This is a genomic window from Glycomyces paridis, from assembly GCF_004912155.1.
In the GTDB taxonomy this organism is placed as follows: Bacteria; Actinomycetota; Actinomycetes; order Mycobacteriales; family Micromonosporaceae; genus Glycomyces; species Glycomyces paridis.
In genome coordinates, this window is the sequence record NZ_STGX01000001.1 from 379,121 (window position 1) to 397,268 (window position 18,148).

At 72.6% G+C, this 18,148-nt stretch carries 17 protein-coding genes and 1 tRNA gene; 14 read left to right on the forward strand and 4 right to left on the reverse strand.

The genetic code is table 11. The features are described from left to right. From E9998_RS01700 to E9998_RS01740, 9 genes are all read left to right on the forward strand, one after another. The coding region (locus E9998_RS01700) for a fibronectin type III domain-containing protein (RefSeq protein ID WP_136527957.1) at window positions 1-1,690 on the forward strand (1,690 nt) is incomplete at its 5' end. 20 nt (window positions 1,691-1,710) lie between these two features. Then, window positions 1,711-2,736, forward strand: a complete 1,026-nt coding sequence (locus tag E9998_RS01705) for an AAA family ATPase (RefSeq protein ID WP_136527958.1) — start codon at window positions 1,711-1,713, stop codon at window positions 2,734-2,736. Then, window positions 2,733-4,013, forward strand: coding sequence for a DUF58 domain-containing protein (locus E9998_RS01710; protein ID WP_204745192.1), 1,281 nt, complete (start codon window positions 2,733-2,735; stop codon window positions 4,011-4,013). Before E9998_RS01705 ends, E9998_RS01710 begins: the two co-directional genes overlap by 4 nt. 10 nt (window positions 4,014-4,023) lie before the next feature. After that, on the forward strand, window positions 4,024-6,150 hold the full coding sequence (locus E9998_RS01715) for a transglutaminase TgpA family protein (RefSeq protein ID WP_136527959.1): 2,127 nt from the start codon (window positions 4,024-4,026) through the stop codon (window positions 6,148-6,150). A 92-nt stretch (window positions 6,151-6,242) separates the two neighbouring features. Beyond that, complete coding sequence (locus tag E9998_RS01720) at window positions 6,243-6,458, forward strand: DivIVA domain-containing protein (RefSeq protein ID WP_136527960.1); 216 nt, start codon at window positions 6,243-6,245, stop codon at window positions 6,456-6,458. A 9-nt stretch (window positions 6,459-6,467) separates the two neighbouring features. After that, window positions 6,468-6,980 (forward strand): DUF4190 domain-containing protein, encoded by a 513-nt coding sequence (locus tag E9998_RS01725; protein ID WP_136527961.1) that lies wholly within the window; start codon window positions 6,468-6,470, stop codon window positions 6,978-6,980. A 51-nt stretch (window positions 6,981-7,031) separates the two neighbouring features. After that, the gene (locus tag E9998_RS01730) at window positions 7,032-7,445 is read left to right on the forward strand and encodes a hypothetical protein (protein WP_136527962.1); all 414 of its coding nucleotides are present in this window, start codon (window positions 7,032-7,034) and stop codon (window positions 7,443-7,445) included. Window positions 7,446-7,567: 122 nt separating this feature from the next. After that, window positions 7,568-9,343 (forward strand): arginine--tRNA ligase, encoded by a 1,776-nt coding sequence (argS, locus tag E9998_RS01735; protein WP_136527963.1) that lies wholly within the window; start codon window positions 7,568-7,570, stop codon window positions 9,341-9,343. A 144-nt stretch (window positions 9,344-9,487) separates the two neighbouring features. Further along, window positions 9,488-10,888: a hypothetical protein gene (locus E9998_RS01740; RefSeq protein WP_136527964.1), complete on the forward strand. Its 1,401-nt coding sequence runs from the start codon at window positions 9,488-9,490 to the stop codon at window positions 10,886-10,888. Between the two features lie 181 nt (window positions 10,889-11,069). On the opposite strand, the gene E9998_RS01745 is transcribed toward E9998_RS01740, so the two are convergent. Beyond that, a tRNA-Glu gene (locus tag E9998_RS01745) sits at window positions 11,070-11,142 on the reverse strand. 217 nt (window positions 11,143-11,359) lie between these two features. Beyond that, window positions 11,360-11,986, reverse strand: coding sequence for a hypothetical protein (locus tag E9998_RS01750; protein WP_136527965.1), 627 nt, complete (start codon window positions 11,984-11,986; stop codon window positions 11,360-11,362). A 331-nt stretch (window positions 11,987-12,317) separates the two neighbouring features. Here E9998_RS01750 and eno point away from each other — a divergent pair, with 331 nt between their 5' ends. From eno to E9998_RS01770, 4 genes are all read left to right on the forward strand, one after another. Further along, window positions 12,318-13,604, forward strand: coding sequence for a phosphopyruvate hydratase (gene eno, locus E9998_RS01755; protein ID WP_136527966.1), 1,287 nt, complete (start codon window positions 12,318-12,320; stop codon window positions 13,602-13,604). Window positions 13,605-13,685: 81 nt separating this feature from the next. Continuing rightward, window positions 13,686-14,213, forward strand: coding sequence for an FtsB family cell division protein (locus E9998_RS01760; RefSeq protein WP_136527967.1), 528 nt, complete (start codon window positions 13,686-13,688; stop codon window positions 14,211-14,213). Window positions 14,214-14,217: 4 nt separating this feature from the next. Beyond that, on the forward strand, window positions 14,218-14,745 hold the full coding sequence (locus E9998_RS01765; RefSeq protein ID WP_136527968.1) for a DUF501 domain-containing protein: 528 nt from the start codon (window positions 14,218-14,220) through the stop codon (window positions 14,743-14,745). Then, window positions 14,742-15,662 (forward strand): Ppx/GppA phosphatase family protein, encoded by a 921-nt coding sequence (locus E9998_RS01770; protein ID WP_136527969.1) that lies wholly within the window; start codon window positions 14,742-14,744, stop codon window positions 15,660-15,662. The genes E9998_RS01765 and E9998_RS01770 overlap by 4 nt, the downstream gene beginning before the upstream one ends. Window positions 15,663-15,711: 49 nt before the next feature. Here the strand turns inward: E9998_RS01770 and E9998_RS01775 are convergent, their stop codons facing one another. Beyond that, window positions 15,712-16,377, reverse strand: a complete 666-nt coding sequence (locus E9998_RS01775; protein WP_136527970.1) for a hypothetical protein — start codon at window positions 16,375-16,377, stop codon at window positions 15,712-15,714. Between the two features lie 119 nt (window positions 16,378-16,496). Between E9998_RS01775 and E9998_RS01780 the strand changes: the two genes are divergently transcribed. Continuing rightward, window positions 16,497-17,189 (forward strand): TetR/AcrR family transcriptional regulator, encoded by a 693-nt coding sequence (locus tag E9998_RS01780; RefSeq protein ID WP_136527971.1) that lies wholly within the window; start codon window positions 16,497-16,499, stop codon window positions 17,187-17,189. A gap of 20 nt (window positions 17,190-17,209) precedes the next feature. On the opposite strand, the gene E9998_RS01785 is transcribed toward E9998_RS01780, so the two are convergent. Next, the gene (locus E9998_RS01785) at window positions 17,210-18,019 is read right to left on the reverse strand and encodes a PP2C family protein-serine/threonine phosphatase (RefSeq protein WP_136527972.1); all 810 of its coding nucleotides are present in this window, start codon (window positions 18,017-18,019) and stop codon (window positions 17,210-17,212) included. Window positions 18,020-18,148: the final 129 nt, after the last annotated feature.

Consider the following 18,148-nt stretch of genomic DNA (forward strand, 5'->3'; position numbering starts at 1 on the left):
TACCGAGCTGACCCGGATCGAACTCGACTCCGGGGGCGGCCCGATCGAGCTGTACCACCCCGGCGACACGCTGTTCGCCAACGCCGTCAACACCAACCAGGCCGTCGTCGTCTCCTCCGACGGCAACGCCCGACTCGCCGACAAGAACCGCGACGACATCCTCGGCGGCGACGCCCCGCCGGACGAGGACCAAGGCGGCGACGACGAAGGCGACGAAGAGGGCAACGAGGAGGCCGCCCCCGAGGTCGGCCCGCCCGGCGCGGTCACCAACCTCGGCGGCACCGTCGGCGACGGCCTCATCAACCTCTCCTGGGACGCCGCCCCGAACAACGGCTCGGCCCTGACGAAGTACGTGGTCGAAGGCGCGGGCGAGACCTGGGAGATCGCCGCGGGCCAGCGGGTCCTGGAGATCAAGGACCTGGAGAACGGCACCCCGTACACGTTCACCGTGACCGCCCACAACGCCGAGGGCGAGGGCGACACCGCGACCTCGCCGTCGATCACGCCGTCCGCCGAGGTCCCCGACCCGGTCGGCGCCGTCGAGGCGACCGCGAACAACGACGGCACGGTCACCGTCTCGTGGGACGAGGCGAACGGCCAGGGCAACGAGGTCAGCGGCTACCAGGTCGCGGCCGTCGCCGCGGGCGGCGAGCAGTCCGTGGTCGGCGAGGCCACCGGCACCACCTTCACCGCACCGGCGGGGAGCCTCGACTACGGCACGCAGTACGTCTTCGAGGTGACGACGCTGTCCGGCACCGCCGCCTCCGAGCCCTCCGCGCCGTCCGGTTCGGTCACCCCGTTCAACGTCCCCGACGCCCCGGGCGCCCCCTTGGCCGTGACGGCGAAGGACGCGGCCGGCGCCATCGAGGTGACCTGGACTCAGCCGTCCAACAACGGCCGCGACATCCAGAAGTACATCGTCAGGGCCGGAGGCAAAGAGGTCGAGGCCACCACGACCTCGGCCCGCATCGAGGGCTTCAGCAACGGCGAGACCGTCCCGGTCTCGATCGTCGCCGTGAACGAGGCGGGCGAGTCCGCCCCGGCCGAGACCTCCTCGAACACGATGGTCGCCCCGCAGGTCGCCATCTCCGGCAGCTCCAGCACCACCAGCGTCATGACCGTGAACTTCACGTACGACGACGGCGGCGGCCAGGCCACCTGCAAGCTCTTCCGCTCGACCGCGACGAGCGCCGAGGTCACCGAGCCGTGCGACGGGTCGATGAACACCCTCCAGCACTACGCCTCGACCGACCACAGCCTGCGCATCGAGATCACCAACCCGGTGGGCACGGCCAAGAGCGACACCGTGACCGTCCGGACCCAGAACATCAACGGCGAGGTCTTCTTCGGCTGCTCCGAGGTCGACAGCATCTACTGCAACGCCGGGTCCGAGGACAACGGCGGCGCCGACGGCGTGGCGATCATGTCCGGGCCCGGCTCCGGCAAGGCCCTCGGCTACGTCAAGACCGGCAAGGCCCTCACCGCGATGTGCTACACCACCGGCACCACCGTCACCCCGCGCGGCGACGAGCAGGACGGCTACCACGAGTACCACAAGGGCAAGGACTCGACGAACAAGTGGATCCGAGTGAACTACGGCGACAACGACGTCGCTTACATCTCGTTCGCCTGGTTGAACATCGCCGGCGAGGGCAAGAACTCCGTCGGCGCGCTGCGAGACTGCGGCTAGACGAATGAAGAAGGACGACCATGCACGACACCGAGCAGACACACCCGCTGCACGTGCCTAGGCGCCTCCAGCAGCCGGTGCAGCTCGGCGCCCAGCAGGCCGAGCAGTTCGCCGCCACGTTCGAGCGGCTCGCCGCGGCCGTCGACACCGTCGTGCTCGGCAAGCAGGAGGTGGTGCGCCTGGCGCTCACCGCCATGTTCGCCGAAGGCCACATCCTGCTGGAGGACGTGCCCGGGACCGGCAAGACCACGCTGGCCCGGGCCATCGCCGCCGCCGTCTCGGGCCAGTGGCGGCGCATCCAGTTCACGCCCGACCTGCTGCCGTCCGACGTCTCCGGCGTCACGATCTTCAACCAGGCCAGCGGCGCCTTCGAGTTCCACCCCGGCCCGGTCTTCGCCAACATCGTGATCGCCGACGAGATCAACCGGGCGAGCCCGAAGACGCAGTCGGCGCTCCTGGAGGTCATGGAGGAGGGCCGGGTCACCGTGGACGGCCACCCGCACCAGGTGCCGCAGCCGTTCCTCGTCGTCGCCACCCAGAACCCCGTCGAGATGGACGGCACCTACCGCCTCCCCGAGGCCCAGCTCGACCGCTTCCTCGTGAAGCTCTCGGTGGGCTACCCGGTCGAGGCCGCCGAGATCGAGGTCCTGCGCGGCACGCACCAGCGCTCGCCCGAGCACCTGCCCGCCGTGGTCGACACCGACACGGTGGCGCAGATGGCCGACCTCGCCAAGCAGGTCTACATCGCCGAGCCGCTGTACGCCTACCTCGTGCAGCTGGCGAACGCGACCCGCAACCACCCGCAGGTCGCCGTCGGGGTCAGCCCCCGCGGGCTCATCGCCCTGACGAAGGCCGCGAGCGTGTTCGCCCTCTCCCAGGGGCGCACCTACATCGTCCCCGAGGACGTCAAGGCCCTGGCCGGACCGGTGTTCGCCCACCGCATCCAGCTCGCCCCCGACGCGGCGATGCGCGGGGCCAACGGCGCCGCCGTCGTCGCCGACGCCTTCGACCAGGTCCCCGTCCCGCTGCCCGCCTCGGCGGCATGAGCGGGCCCGGTGCGACCGCCGGGCCCGAACCGGTCCCGGCGGACCGGCCCGCCCCGCGGGGGACCGCGGCCCGGCTCGCCGACCTCGCCCTGGCCGTGCCGGTCACCTCGCGCGGCGTCGGCCTCGCCGTCGCCGCGGTGGCGCTCCTGGCCGCGGGCTGGACCTGGGGCTACCCCGAACTCGCCGCCGTCGGCGCGGTCGCGGTGCTCGCCTGCGTCGCCGCCGCGTCCGTGATCGCCGCCAGGCCGCGCCTCGAAGTCGAGCGCGGCGTCACCCCCGACCGCGTCTCGGTCGGCCACACCGCCGAAGTGGCCCTCACGATCCGCAACACCGGGCGCTGGCGCTCGGTCAACGCCCGCACCGTCGACACGTACGGCGGCACAGCGCACACTTACGGCTCGCAAGCGTCGCCGAGGGGCGTCCCGGCCCGCCGCGTGGCCGTGCCGCTCGCGCGCCTGCGCCCCGGCAAGAGCGCCGCGGCGAGCTACCGCATCGAGGCCGAGCGGCGCGGCGTGATCGACGCCGGGCCGCTGAGCATCGGCAAGCGCGACCTCCTCGGCCTCGCCGCGACCGCCGGGAACTTCGGCCCCACGGCCCGGCTGTGGATCCACCCGCGCCTCCACCTCCTCGGCCGCACCCCCGACGGCCTCGCCCGCTCCCTCGAAGGCACCGCCGACAAGGTCGAGCAGGGCTCGCTGACCTTCCACGCCCTGCGCGAGTACGTCATCGGCGACGAGCTGCGTCACGTCCACTGGCGCACCTCCGCGCGCATCGGCAAGCTCATGGTCAAGGAGCACCTCGACACCTCGCTGCCCACCGTGGCCATCGCCGTGGACGACCGGCCCGACAGCTGGCCCGAGCCCGAGGCGTTCGAGGCGGCCTGCGAGGCCGCCTACTCGGTCCTCACCGCCTGCTTCCGCGCCGAGTACCACGCCGCGCTCGTGCCCGCCTCCGGCGCGACGGTCTCGGGCGCGGGCCGCGACTCCTACGGCGACCTCCTCGCCGAGCTCGCCCCCGACGCCGCCGACACCCTCGACGCCTATGTCGCGCGTCTCTCGGCCGCGAAGTACGGCGACACGCTCGTGTGGATCACCGGGACCGAGCCGCCCACCGACCGCCTCGCCGTCCTCAAGCGGGCCTACCCGACCGTGATCGCCGTCCACCTCGCGGCCGGGCTCCCCACCTCCGCCGCGCTCGCCGGCGGACTGCCGACCATCCGCGCGGCAGACGGCGAGCAGTTCGCCGCCGCCTGGAACAACGGCGGCACCCGGCTATGAACGGCACCCCATGAGACGCACCCGCTACCGACTCCGGGTCGCCGCCGTCGCGGCCGCCCTCACCCTCATGTGCGCCCTCGCGGGCGCCGTCGCCGCCCGCGTCTACCACGGGCAGCTCCTCACCCTCCTCGTCGCCGGGGCGGCCCTGGGCGCCTTCGCGATCGGCTTCGCCTTGCGCAACCGGCCCGCGTTCCTCGCCCCGAGCGTCTCGGCCACCGGCCTCGCCGCCTACCTCCTCGGCGCGATCGCGCTCACCGCCGACGGCACCGAGCCGCTCGGCACCGTCATCGTGGACGCGCTCGTCAACGCCGTGCCCCGCACGCTCACCGCGCTCATCCCCGTCGAGCCCGCGCCGGACACCGTGATCGTCCCGGTCTTCCTCACCTGGCTCGCCGCGACCCTCGCCTGCGAGTTCGCGATCCGCTACGGCCGCACCCTCCTCGGGTGCCTCCCGCCGACGCTCCTGTACGGCGCCGGGCTCTACCTCGTGGGCCCCAACGCCGCCGCCGGGACGCTCTGGGCGATCGCCTACTGCGTCCTGGCCGCCCTCGCGCTCGCCGTCACCGCCGCCCCGCCCGAGCGGCGCCCCGACCGCGACGCGAAGGTCGACGGCGCCGCGCCCTCGCGCACGCCCGCCCTCATGGGCGCGGTCGTCACCACCACCGTCCTCCTCGCCGCGGTCGCCGTCCTCGGCCCCGCGGTCGCCCGCCTCGTCACCGCGAGCCCCGGCGACCCCCGCGAGTACGTCGAGCCCCCGCAGCTCACCGACATCGACCTCAACCCGCTCGTGCGCATCGCCGAATGGGCGAAGTACCCCGAGCAGGAGCTGTTCCGCGCCGACACGAGCGCCGACGCGTGGATGCGCCTGGCCGTCCTCACCGAATACGACGGCACCACCTGGCAGGCCTCCGGCGACTTCCGTACCGCCGGCACCGTCATCCCCGGCAGCGGCGAGGCCACCTACACCGCGGACGTCGAGATCATCGAGCTCGGCGGCAAACTCGTGCCCGCCGCCGCCGACCCGACCGCCGTCACCGACCTCCCGATCGCCGTCAACCTCCACACCAGGTGCCTGCTCACCCCCGACGGCCTCGCCACCGGCTCGGCCTTCAGCGTCGACTCCGCGCTCGTCCAGGTCGACGCGGCCGCCGCCGAGAGCGCCCGGCCCGACCTCGGCGACGGCGCCACCGTCGTCGTCCCGCCCGGCACCCCCGAGGTCATGGCGACCATCGCCGACTACATCCGCACCGAGTTCGACACCCCTTACGAACGCGCCCAAGGCCTCGCGGACTTCCTCGCCGAGCACTACGCCTTCGACGCCGAGGCGCCCTCCGGGCACGACCTGCCCGCCCTCGGGTTCTTCCTCGGCGACCCGATCGCCCTCGGCGGCCAGCGCGGCACCAGCGAGCACTTCGCGGCCTCCTACGCGGTCATCGCGCGCCTCGTCGGCCTGCCGAGCCGCGTCGTGGTCGGCTTCGACGTGCCCGCGGGGGCCAGCACCGTCACCGCTTCCCAGGGCATGGCCTGGCCCGAGATCGCCTTCGACGGCGTCGGCTGGGTCCGCTTCGACCCGCTGCCGGCGGCCGGCTCGGTGCCGTCCCCGCCCGAGGACACCCTGGAGAAGCTGGAGGAGGAGACCCCCAGCGAGGAGGAGGAGTCCGGTGGCGGCGGCGAGGCCGAGGACTACAACGACGAGGCCCTCGAACAGGACGCCGACTTCGCCGAGGAGGCCGCCGCGGAGGACGACGCGCTGCCGCGCTGGGTCTGGTACGCCGCGGCCGCGCTGGTGCTCGCGTGCGTGCCGCTGGTGCTCAAGGCGCGCCGGGCGCTGCGGCGGCGCAGGCGCCTGTCGCGGGGGAGTCCCGCCGAGCGTGTGGCGGGGGCCTGGGCCGAGGTGCTCGCGGCGGCCGCCCGCGCGGGGGTGAAGGTGCCGGGCCATCTCAACGCCGAGGAGGCGGCCGCCCGGCTCGCGTCACTGGAGGCGGACATCGGCGCGCTGCCGCGTCTGGTGAACGCCGCGGCGTTCGCTCCCGAAGCGGTCTCCGAATCGGACGCGAAGGCCGCCACGGCGATCGCGAGCGGCTATGCCAAGCGGATCCGACACCAGGTGAAACGGTGGAAACGCCTCATTCTGTGAAATGCACCAATTGCTCATCGACAATTCCTGACAAATACACCTGGTGCCGGGCCGAACCCGTGGAGTGGTGGTGATCTGGCAGACTGTGACGTATGGAGAACCCCTTCTTCTCTGTCCGTTTTCGCGGATACGACCGAAGTCAAGTCGACCGCGCCGTTGCCCGGATCCGGAAGGCCACCGACGCCGGCTCGCCCCCGCACCCCGATTCGCTGACCAATCTCGGATTCCAGTTGACGTTGCGCGGCTACGACACCGGTGAGGTCGACGAGTACTTCACCGAGGTCGCGCGTTCACTGCGCGGCGGCTAGTCTGGGGGCGTGACCTCGCAGGACCCGTACCAACCTCACATGCAGCCGCCCCCGCACCCGGTGGGGCCGCAGCCGCCCGGGTACTCGCAGGCCCAGCCCCCTTACCCGTACTCCCACCCCCAGCCCCCCTACCCCGCCCGCCCGGCCCCGCCGGGCTGGCCCCACTTCGCCTTCCCCCCGCCCGTCCTGGTCGACGGCTACCAGCTGGTGCAGCCGCGGCTCAAACCCATTCCGTCCGGCCCGGCCATCGGTTCGCTGGTGGCGGGCATCGGCGGCGTCCTCGGTGCGATCCCCGGCCTCATCGCCGCGGGCTTCAGCCCCTGGACGGGGTTCACCTTCTTCATGTTCGCCGCGCTCACCGGCATCGGCTCGGTCGGCCTCGCCCTCTACGCGAAGCGCCAGATCAACGCCGCCCGCGGCGGCGTCTCCGGGCGCGGCCTGGCGACCACCGGCCTCGTGATCGGCATCGTGGCCTGCTCCTTCGCCGTGATCACCGCCCTCATCGCGCTGGCGGCCTCCTGAGGCGAGGCCACGACTCGTCCGACAAGACGGACGAATCGGTACAATATCGTCATGACTATCAGTGGGACTGAAACGCTGCTCGACGGACTCTCCATCGGCCACCTGCCCGACCGCCTCGGCACCGCCTCCGACTTCGAGTTCGAATGGGGCGAGGTCAAGTTCGTCCAGCGGGTCTGGGAGACCGAGATCGAGCCCGGCTCCTGGCGCGTCGACCTTCAGGTCCAGGTGCTGCGGAGCGACGCCCTCGCCGACCTCGTCTCGCTGCGCGCGTTCCTCGCCGAGTACCACGAGCGCGACGTCGACTGGGCCACCGAGCCGTTCGGGCAGGACGGCTTCAAGACCGAGCGCGAGGCCGCCCGCCTCCTCGCCCCCGGCCTCGCCGTCGAGGTCCGCGACCCCTTCGGGCGCCAGGGGCCCGGCCAGATCGACGCCGTGGCGGCCGCCGTCCACCGCGTCGAACGCTGAGGCGCCCGCGGCCCCGGCGCGACCGGGGCCGCGACCCGACCGGCCTTCCGCCCCGCCGCCCCGGCCCCTTTTCGACCTCGGATACCCTTACCTGCGAAAACATCCGCTCTTCGCGGGACCCGATGTCGAAGGAAGCATTCGTGAACGTCGAACCAGTGACTCCGCTCGTAGAGGCCGTCGAGACCGCCGTGGTCGACGCCCTCCGACGAGCCCTGCCCGAGACCGGCGGGCCGGAGCCACTGGTGCGACGAAGCGACCGCGCCGACTACCAGGCCAACGGCGCCCTCCCGCTCGCCAAGCGGCACGGCCGCAACCCGCGCGAACTCGGCGAGGCCGTCGCCGCCGCGATCGACGCCCCCGACCTGATCGCGACGGCCGAGGCCTCCGGTCCCGGCTTCGTCAACATCGCGATCACCAGTGAGGCCGTCTGGAAGCAGGTGGCCGCGCGCCTCGACGCCGACCGGCTCGGCGTCGGCCTCCCGCTGGCGGGCGAGCGGATCGTCGTCGACTACTCCGGCCCGAACGTCGCCAAGGAGATGCACGTCGGCCACCTGCGCACCACGATCATCGGCGACGCCCTCGCGCGCCTCGCCGAAGCGTTGGGCGCCACGGTGATCCGCCAGAACCACCTGGGGGACTGGGGCACCCAGTTCGGGATGCTCATCCAGTACCTGAGTGAGCACCCCGAGGCCGAATGGCACCGTGCCGACGAGGCCGACCCGACCGCGAACGTCGCCGTCCTCGACAGGCTCTACCGCGAGGCGCGCGCCGTCTTCGACGCCGACCCCGCATTCAAGGAGCGCGCCCGCGCCCGCGTCGTCGCCCTCCAAGGCGGCGACGAGGACTCGCGCCGCGTCTGGGGCGACCTGGTCGACGTCTCCGCGGCGGCCTTCGACGCGATCTACGAGCGCCTCGGCGTCGGCCTCACCGCGGCCGACCTCGCGGGCGAGTCGACCTACAACCACCTCCTCGACGGCGTCGTCGCCGAACTCGTGGAGGCCGGGATCGCCGTCGAGTCCGAAGGGGCCCTGTGCGTCTTCTTCGAGGACGTCACCGGCCCCGACGGCGAACCCGTCCCGTTGCTGCTGCGCAAGGCCGACGGCGGCTACGGTTACGCCGCCACCGACCTCGCCGCGATCCGCCACCGCATCGGCGACCTCAAGGCCGACCGCATCCTCTACGTCGTGGACGCCCGCCAGGCTCTCCACTTCAAGCAGGTCTTCGCCACCGCGCGCCGCGCGGGCTGGCTCTCAGGCGACGTCGAGGCCGTCCACGTGCCCTTCGGCACCGTTCTCGGCCCCGACGGCAGGCCCTACAAGACCCGCTCGGGCGGCACGGTCCGCCTCATGGGCCTCATCGACGAGGCGATCGCCAAGGCGGGCGCGGTCATCGCCGAGAAGCACCCCGCAGGGGAGGACCTCGCCGAGCTGGCCGCCGCCACCGGGATCGGCGCGGTCAAGTACGCCGACCTGTCCAACAACCGCATCAAGGACTACGTCTTCGACAGCGACAAGATGGTGGCCCTCACCGGCGACACCGGCGTGTACCTCCAGTACGCCCACACCCGCCTCGCCTCGATCCTGCGCAAGGCGGGCGCGATGACCGCCCCCATGGCCCCGGCCGCCCCGATGTCCCGAGAGGAGCGCGCCCTCGCCCTCCACCTCGACGCCTACGGCGCGGTCCTCGCCGAGGCGATGGCCGAACGCGAACCGCACCGCCTCTGCGGGTACCTCTACGCCCTCGCCCGCGCGTTCACCGGCTTCTACGAGGCCAACCCGGTGCTCAAGGCCGAGTCCGACGAGGCCCGCGACAACCGTCTGGCCCTCGTCCGCCTCGCCCGCGAGACCCTCGCCCACGGCCTCGGGCTCCTGGGCATCGCAGCCCCCGACCGCATGTGACGCGACGGAGGGCGCCTCCGGGCGCCCTCCGTCCTCTTCGGTGCCGCGGGTGTTGACCGCTCACACCGGGTCGGTAAGGTCGGTCTCCACGACCCTTTACCGTCTCCCGGACGGGCGGCGGCCGTTTGAAGGACGAAACCGGCAATGAGTAGACCTTCACCCCGCGCCAGCATCCATTCGCACCGGATACCCCGCCCTGCGGACTGGCGGCGCGTGCTCGTCGTCGCGGGCACCGCCCTCGGCCTCGTCGCGGCCACCACCGTGGGCGTCGCGTTCGCCATGTCCTCCGGCGGCGACAGCGGCGCCGGAGGCGGTGAACCGGCCGCCCGCGGCTCCGAGTCCGCCTCGCCGTCCCCCTCTGAATCGCCCGAGGCCTCGCCCGAACCCACCGAGGCCCCCACGACCGCCGCCGAAGCCGACGACGGCCTGTGCAACCGAACCGCAACCGGCGCACCGGAAGTCACATTGACCGAAGTGGACGCCAACGTCATCGGCAACGGCTCCGAAGGCGACACCGAACCGCTCCCGGCCGCGATCGCCGCCACGCCCTCGGGCACCTCCTGGCTCGCCTGGGACGGCACCGACGAGCGCATCCACCTCGCCCGCCTCGACTGCGACGACGCGATCGAGGGCGACCCGATCGACTTCGAGGGCGTCGACCTCCAGGACGTCATCGCCGACGCCGAGGGCGTCACCGTTCTCGTCACCCGCGAAGGCGACTGCGGCCCGGGCGACCTGTGCGGCGGCGAGTCGAGCCCGTGCCGCACCACCCACATGATCCGCTTCGACAACGCGGGCGAGCAGCAGTGGAACCGCCAGGTCACCAACCTCGGCGACGGCCTCGCCGGCTACGACGACGGCGCCCGCTTCACCTGGTGGTACCAGCACCACGGCCGCCTCGCCTCCGACGGCGAGCGCACCGCCGCCTACTTCGGCGTCGCGATCACCGTCGCGAACGGGGGCTGCGTCGACATCCACCAGGGCGACCGCATGCAGGTCGTCGACGTGGACGGGAACCTCGCCGACCACCCCGACGCCTTCGCGGTCGGGTGCAGCCACTCCTGGACCACCCGCATCGCCTGGAACCCCGACCGCGACGAGTTCGGCATGGTCTGCGCCACCGACAACGCCTGCCGCATCGCCGTCCCCGCCTACACCACCGTCGCCGAAGGCACCTGCGACGGCACCCTCTTCGGCGGCGACCTCGTCGCCTCCGGCGACGGCTACTGGACCGCCTGGAGCCAGGGCGGCGAGGCCCGCCTCGAACACTTCACCGACGGCCCCTCCGACACCACAGTCGACACGGGCGCCCAGACCTCCCACCCCCACCTCGTCGCCTACGCCGACGGCCTCCTCCTCGCCTGGGAATCCGGCGGCGCCCTCACCGCCCAGGCCTACGACACCACTGGCGAACCCCTCGGCGACCGCTTCGACATCGACGTCCCCGACCACGATTACCAGGCCTTCAAGCCCTACCCCGACGCCAGCGCCGCCTACCCCGCCGCCACCGGCGACACCATAACCATCGCCCGCGTCCTCCCATAGAAAGACGGCGAGGGCCGATCCGCCCTCGCCGTCACGACTGGTGCGGTGCCGCGGCCCTCGCAACCGCCCTCGTCCGCACCCGCAAGAGCCGACACACCACGATCTGACCCCGGCCCCCGCCGCACCCGAAAAGCAAAATAGCCCCGACAAAAGTCGAGGCTACGAACTGCATATCTACTTGTACTCCCGAGCGGATTCGAACCGCCGTTTCCGCCTTGAGAGGGCGGCGTCCTAGGCCCCTGGACGACGGGAGCTTGCCTTGTTTTCGCGGCGTGCCGCGGCAACGACGACAACTTTACACACATGACCCCCGGGGTGCGCAAGCGGGATAGGGCTTGTGATGCGGCCGACAGGGGTCGGGGGTGTTGGCGGGCCGGGCCGGCGCCGACACCTTTGCAGGTGTACCCCCGTGGCGCCGGGCCCGGCCCGCCGAGCGACTGTAGCGCGCCGCGTGCGGCGGCGGCGGTGGAATCACTGGTTGTCGGTCGGGGCCTGGCCGGTGAGTTCGTCGAGCCAGGAGGCGTCGACGCCGTCGTGGTAGTTGACGAGCTTGGCGGTGTAGGCGGTGTCGCCGACCTTCGCGGCGACGGAGGCGATGACGCCGCCGGTGGTCAGGCACACCTCGAAGGAGCCGACCGGGGAGTCCTTCGCGCCCTGCACGTCGACGCAGTCGGCGAGTTCCCCGGCGAGCGTCGTGTCCGTGAACACCAGGGACGCCGAGGCGTCGACCGCGGCCGAGGCGAGCCAGGACGCGACGTCGGCCTCCGGGGGCAGCTTGCCCTCCAGGCGCTGCCCGAGCCACACCTCCATGTCGCCCTCGCCGGTCCAGCGCTCAGGCCGGTCGCCGACGACCACGGCGGCCGTCCCGGACTCGGGGTCCACAGCGACCAGCACCGACACGCCCGAGTCCTCCATCAGGTACTCGGCGGTGTAGGCGTGGTCCTCCGCCTCCAGCAGCCGGTCGCTCAGCTCCGTGAGCGCCACCTGGTCCTCCGAGGACTGCTCCTCGCCGCCGCCTCCGCCCGAGCAGCCGGCGAGGGCCAGCAGCGCCGCGGCGCCGAGCACGGCGCAGCGTCGAAGGGGGTTGTGCACGATCATGGGGCTCCACTTCCGTAGTGCCCGGGCGCGAGCCGCCGGGGCGGACTCGGCGGGGCGAGCCGTGAATCCGTCCGGCGGCAGCCGGGGGGCGCGCCCGGCACGGGTGTCCGATCTGAGGTCGGCCTTCACCATATAGCGTTCCGGCCAGCGCTCATGCTACGTCAGCGGCGGGGTCGCCGCGGCTGCATTTTCGCGGCTCGGGAGCACCGCGCTCCCGGCCGGGGCGTAGCCTAAGGAGCTGTGGCCGGCGCAGTGTCGGGTCGGCCGAAATCCTTCGGACACGGACCCGTCATCGGTCCGATCGTCAGATTCGGCTATCTCAGGAGTGACAGTGGCTGCAATTGAAGACATCCGGGCAAGGGAGATCCTCGACTCCCGCGGCAATCCCACCGTCGAAGTGGAGATCCTGCTCGACGACGACACGCTCCAGCGGGCGGCCGTCCCGTCGGGTGCCTCGACCGGCGCCTTCGAAGCCATCGAGCTGCGCGACGGCGACAAGGGCCGCTACCTCGGCAAGGGCGTCGAGAAGGCCGTCGACAACGTCAACGGCCCGATCCGCGACGCCCTGATCGGCCTGGAGGCCTCCGAGCAGCGCCTGGTCGACCAGGCCCTCCTGGACGCCGACGGCACCCCCGACAAGTCGAACCTCGGCGCGAACGCGATCCTCGGCGCCTCCCTCGCCGCCGCCAAGGCCGCGGCCGACGCCGCCGAGCTGCCGCTGTACCGCTACGTCGGCGGCCCGAACGCGCACCTCCTGCCGGTGCCGATGATGAACATCCTCAACGGCGGCTCCCACGCGGACTCCAACGTCGACGTGCAGGAGTTCATGATCGCCCCGATCGGCGCCCCCACGTTCAAGGAGGCCCTGCGCTGGGGCGCGGAGACCTACCACGCGCTCAAGTCCGTCCTCAAGGACCGCGGCCTCTCCACCGGCCTGGGCGACGAGGGCGGCTTCGCCCCCAACCTCGACTCCAACCGCGCCGCGCTCGACCTCATCACGGTCGCGATCGAGAAGGCCGGCTACAAGCTCGGCACCGACATCGCCTTCGCGATGGACGTGGCCGCCACCGAGTTCTTCACCGACGGCGCCTACCTCTTCGAGGGCCAGAAGAAGACCGGCGAGGAGATGAGCGCCTACTACGAGGAGCTCATCGGCGCCTACCCGTTCGTGTCCATCGAGGACCCGCTCTCCGAGGACGACTGGGCCGGCTGGTCCGCGCTCACCGCCAAGGTCGGCGACCGCCTCCAGATCGTCGGCGACGACCTGTTCGTCACCAACCCTGAGCGCATCCGCCGGGGCATCGACGAGAAGGCCGCCAACGGCCTCCTCGTCAAGGTCAACCAGATCGGCTCGCTCACCGAGACCACCGACGCCGTCGAGATGGCCCACCGCGCCGGCTTCGGCTGCATGATGAGCCACCGCTCGGGCGAGACCGAGGACACCACCATCGCCGACCTCGCCGTCGCGATGTCCTGCGGCCAGATCAAGACCGGCGCCCCGGCCCGCTCGGACCGCGTCGCCAAGTACAACCAGCTGCTGCGCATCGAGGAGGACCTCGGCGACGCCGCGCGCTACGCCGGCGCCTCGGCGTTCCCGAAGTTCGCCAAGGCCAAGTAAGGCCCGCTCTCACGCGAGTGGAAGGCCTCCGCGCTTCGGCGCGGAGGCCTTCGCCGTCCCCGCATCGACTAGGCTGGGCCCGTGAACGCGAGCCGCCGACCCAGCCGCCCCGGAGGGCGATCCACCGGCCCCGGCCGCACCCGCGCCGCCCGCCGCCCCGCCCCCGGGACGGTCGCCCGCGCCGAGGTCAAACGCGTCCGCTACCGGCCCGACCGCAAGCTCTCCCGCCGCGCCGCCGTCCTCGCGCTGGTCCTGTCGGCGCTGGCCCTCGCCTACGCGTATCCGCTGCGGACCTACGTCGAGCAGCGCATCGAGATCAACCGGCTCGAAGCCGAGCAGTCGGCGCAGCAGGAGCGCATCGCCGACCTGGAGGCCGAGCGCCTCAAGTGGGACGACCCGGAGTACGTCAAGGCGCAGATCCGTTCGAGCCTGCTGCTGGTGCCGCCCGGGGAGGACCTCGTCATCGTCATCGACGAGGACGACCCGAAGCACACCGGTGGCGCGGACGACGCCGAGGGGGCCGACCCGGCTTGGTACGACGAGCTCGCCGCTACCTTTGAAGACGCCGACCGGCTCGACCCAGACGAAACCGAGGAACCAGCGGAGTGACCAAGTGAAGCCCGAAGCGTGGCCCCAAGAACCCGAAGCGGTGACCGAGGCCGACGCCCGGGCCGTCTCCGCGCAGCTCGGCCGCCCGATCCGCGGCGCCCGCGCCGTGGCCTGGCGCTGCCCGTGCGGGCAGCCCGCCGTGGTCGAGACCGAGCCGCGCCTGCCCGACGGCTCGCCCTTCCCGACGACGTATTACCTGACCTGCACCAAGGCCGCTTCGGCGATCGGCAGGCTGGAGGGCGGCGGGGTCATGAAGGACATGAACGAGCGGCTCGCCGCCGATCCGGAGCTCGCCGCGCGCCACCGCCGCGCCCACGAGGACTACCTCGCGCGCCGCGCGCGGCTCGGCGAGGTCCCCGAGATCGCCGGCGTCTCGGCGGGCGGCCTGCCCGACCGCGTCAAGTGCCTGCACGCCCTGGTCGGCCACGCGCTCGCGGCCGGGCCGGGCGTCGACCCGATGGGGGACGAGGCGATCGCGATGCTCCCCGAGTGGTGGAAGAGCGGCGGCTGCGGGACGGAGGCCGGCGAATGACCCGACGCGTTGCCGGGATCGACTGCGGCACCAACTCGATCCGCCTGCTCATCGCCGACCTCGACGAGGCCGGGCGCCTGCACGACGTGGTGCGCCGCATGGAGGTCGTGCGCCTCGGCGAAGGCGTCGACCGGACCGGCCGCCTCTCCGAGGCCGCCCTGGAGCGCACCCGGGCCGCCCTTGCCGACTACACGGCGCAGATCCGCGAGCACGGCGCCGAGGCGGTCCGCATGGTCGCCACCTCCGCGAGCCGCGACGCGGCGAACGCCGCCGACTTCACCGCGATGGTCGCGTCCGTCCTCGGCCGGGAGCCGGAGGTCATCACCGGCGACGAGGAGGCCCGGCTCTCCTTCACCGGCGCGGTCGCGACGCTGCCCGCGCACGAGGGCCAGCGCCTGCTGCTGGACATCGGCGGCGGCTCGACGGAGTTCGTGCGCGGCGACGGCGCCGAGGTGCTCGCGGCGATCTCGGTGGACGTCGGCTGCGTGCGCATGACCGAGCGCCACCTCCACTCCGACCCGCCGCTGGAGTCCGAACTGGACGCGGCGGTCGCCGACGTGACCGCCGTGGCGGACAAGGCGCTCGCGGTGGCCGACGCGGACCGGCAGGCGACCGAGCTCGTGGCGGTCGCGGGGACGGCGACGACCATCGCCGCGATCGCGTTGGGCCTCAAGGCGTACGACGCCGAGGCGATCGACGGGACGCGGTTGACGTACGCGCAGGTCGCCGCCGTGGCCGCGGATCTGGCCGCGGCCGGTCACGCCGAGCGCCTGGCGATCCCGGTCATGCACCCGGGCCGGGCCGACGTCATCGTCGGGGGCGCCGTGGTGCTGCGGACCATCATGGAGCGCAGCGGGATCGACGAGGTTCTCATCAGCGAGCACGACATCCTCGACGGCATCGCACTGTCCGCTTGAGACGGTGAAGGAGGGCCCCGCGATCGCGGGGCCCTCCTTCATGTCCGGCCTAGGCCTTGCGGCCCGCGGCGCGCCACAGTTCGGCGGCGAGCCACAGCGCGGCGACGGCGACCAAAGCGCCCCAGGCGATGCGCCCGGCGTGCGGCAGGAAGTACTGCGGCAGCATGGCGACCAGGAGCGCGGCGAGCGGGACGGCGCTCCAGCGGTTGAGGACGCCCGAGCGCCAGACGGCGACGGCGGCGAGGACGGCGGCGACCGCGATGAGCGCCAGGCCGATCGCGAACACGGTCATGGCGGTGGCGTCGTAGCGGAAGGCGTCGCCGACCTCGGTGAGGCTCGCGTCCCCGTCGGCGACGGCGCGGGCGCCGATGGCCTTGAGTCCGTAGACCTCCGCGCCGTAGTAGGAGATCGTCAGCGCCGACCCGATGTAGCCGACGGTGGCGGCGAGGAACGCGGTCTTCTCGTTGCGCGTCCCTTCAAAGAATCCACGGAGGGCGCCGTAGCCGAGCGGGACGAGGATGAGGGCGACGATGGCGGCGACGTGGGCGACCGACCAGCCGACGGAGGTCCAGGACTCGGCGCCTTCGAGGGTGGTCTGGTCGGCGCGCGGCGCGGCGGCCTCGTAGAGGGCGAACAGCAGACCCGCGAGGCCGAAGGCGAAGGCGCCCATGCGGGCTCGGGGGTCGGGGGAGGCGGGTGCGTGGGGGAGGGACATGGGGGCTCCTAGGTGGTTCACCGCTCCATTATGCGAGCAGTGCTCTCTGTTGTGAGCAATGATTGCACACCCGTCCCGAAGCCGCAAGAGCGGTGCTCTCGTTTCGGTACACTGAGGCGATGAACGCGCCGAGAACCGCCAGAGAACGCGCCCGCATCGAACTGACCAGGGAGATCCTCCAGGCCGCCCGCAGGCAGCTCGGCGAGGTCGGCGCCGTCGGCCTCTCACTGCGATCGGTGGCCCGCGAACTCGGCATGGCCTCCTCGGCGATCTACCGCTACTTCGCCAGCCGCGACGAACTCCTCACCGCGCTGCTCGTGGAGTCCTACACCGAGATCGGCGACGCCGCCGAAGGCGCCGACGACCCGGCCGCCCGCCCCGCCGAGCGCTGGCTGGCCGTCTGGCGCGGCGTGCGCGAATGGTCCCTCGCCAACCGGCACGAGTACGCGCTGCTCTTCGGCACCCCCGTCCCCGGGTACGCCGCACCGCACCTCACCACGCAGATCGCCGGGCGGATGCCCCTGACCCTCGCCCGCATCACCGCCGACGCCAAGCGCGCGGGCCTGCTCGACCCGCCGCCGGCCCCCGTCTGCGACCCGTCCGCGATCACGCCCGAGATGCTCGTCCTGTTGGAGGGCATGGCGTTCAGCGTCGACGAGACGGCACGGCTCATCCTCGCCTGGAACCGCCTGGTCGGCGTCATCGGCTACGAACTCCACGGCCACCTGGAGAACGTCACCGCCGACGACGCGGCCTTCTTCGACTACACCGCCCGCACCGCCGCCGCCTTCAACGGCATCGCGACCGGCTGAGCGCTCAGCCGCGCAGGTACTCAGCCCCTGAGGTACAGGGCCGCCACGATCACCGCGATCACCAGGACCACGCCGGCCGCCGCGACCGCCCACGGCCAGCGCCGCGGCTGCCGGTGCTCGGCCACGTCCCCCACGACCACCGTCACATTGTCGGGCCCGCCGCCCTCCAGGGCGAGGCGCACGAGCTCCTCGGCCGCGCCCTGCGGATCGGCGAAGTCGCGTAGCACGTGCTCGATGACCGTGTCGTCCACGACGTCGCTCAGCCCGTCCGAGCACAGCATGTACCGGTCGCCCAGCAGCGCCGGGCGCGTCTCGAAGTGCGCCGGGGCCGGATTGGCCTGGAGCACCCGCGTCACCACGGACCGGTAGGGGTGGTCCTGGGCCTCGGCGGGCGTGATCGCACCCTCGTCCACGAGGTGCTGCACGTACGAGTCGTCGACCGTGACCTGCACGAAGTCCTCGCCGCGCACCTGGTAGGCGCGCGAGTCGCCGATGTGGACGATGTCGACCGCGTCGTCGCCGAGCCACAGGCCCGTCAGCGTCGTCGCCATGCCCTCCGACTCGGGGTTCTCGGCCACCGCCGCGCGGATGCGGTCGCGGGCGGCCTCGACCACCTCGCCCAGCTCCGCCTGGGCCTCGACCGGCGAGCGCCGGGCCAGGCGCGTCACCTCGGCGATGGTCACCCCGCTGGCGACCTCGCCCGCCGCCGCGCCGCCCACGCCGTCGGCGACCGCCAGCAGCCGCCGCGACGCGAGATGGGAGTCCTCGTTGAGGTCGCGGACTTTGCCCACGTCGGTGGCGGCGCCGTAGCGCCAGCGCAATTCGGTCACGGGCGATCACCACTGATTCGGCACCGGGATTCGGCTGTCTGTGCAAAGCTTGGCCGTTCGAGGGACATGGGCGCAAGTGTAGTGGCCCCGCACTCACAGCACGCGACCGTCGAAGCGCCCCCGCGCCCG

Excerpts from the sequence above, each read along its gene's own strand:
- E9998_RS01715 (WP_136527959.1), top strand. The coding sequence starts at position 4,024 with ATGAGACGCACCCGCTACCGACTCCGGGTCGCCGCCGTCGCGGCCGCC.
- E9998_RS01770 (WP_136527969.1), top strand. The coding sequence starts at position 14,742 with ATGACCCGACGCGTTGCCGGGATCGACTGCGGCACCAACTCGATCCGC.
- E9998_RS01740 (WP_136527964.1), top strand. The coding sequence starts at position 9,488 with ATGAGTAGACCTTCACCCCGCGCCAGCATCCATTCGCACCGGATACCC.
- E9998_RS01750 (WP_136527965.1), bottom strand. The coding sequence starts at position 11,986 with ATGATCGTGCACAACCCCCTTCGACGCTGCGCCGTGCTCGGCGCCGCG.
- E9998_RS01710 (WP_204745192.1), top strand. The coding sequence starts at position 2,733 with ATGAGCGGGCCCGGTGCGACCGCCGGGCCCGAACCGGTCCCGGCGGAC.
- E9998_RS01730 (WP_136527962.1), top strand. The coding sequence starts at position 7,032 with ATGACTATCAGTGGGACTGAAACGCTGCTCGACGGACTCTCCATCGGC.
- E9998_RS01720 (WP_136527960.1), top strand. The coding sequence starts at position 6,243 with ATGGAGAACCCCTTCTTCTCTGTCCGTTTTCGCGGATACGACCGAAGT.
- argS (WP_136527963.1), top strand. The coding sequence starts at position 7,568 with ATGTCGAAGGAAGCATTCGTGAACGTCGAACCAGTGACTCCGCTCGTA.
- E9998_RS01705 (WP_136527958.1), top strand. The coding sequence starts at position 1,711 with ATGCACGACACCGAGCAGACACACCCGCTGCACGTGCCTAGGCGCCTC.
- E9998_RS01780 (WP_136527971.1), top strand. The coding sequence starts at position 16,497 with ATGAACGCGCCGAGAACCGCCAGAGAACGCGCCCGCATCGAACTGACC.
- E9998_RS01775 (WP_136527970.1), bottom strand. The coding sequence starts at position 16,377 with ATGTCCCTCCCCCACGCACCCGCCTCCCCCGACCCCCGAGCCCGCATG.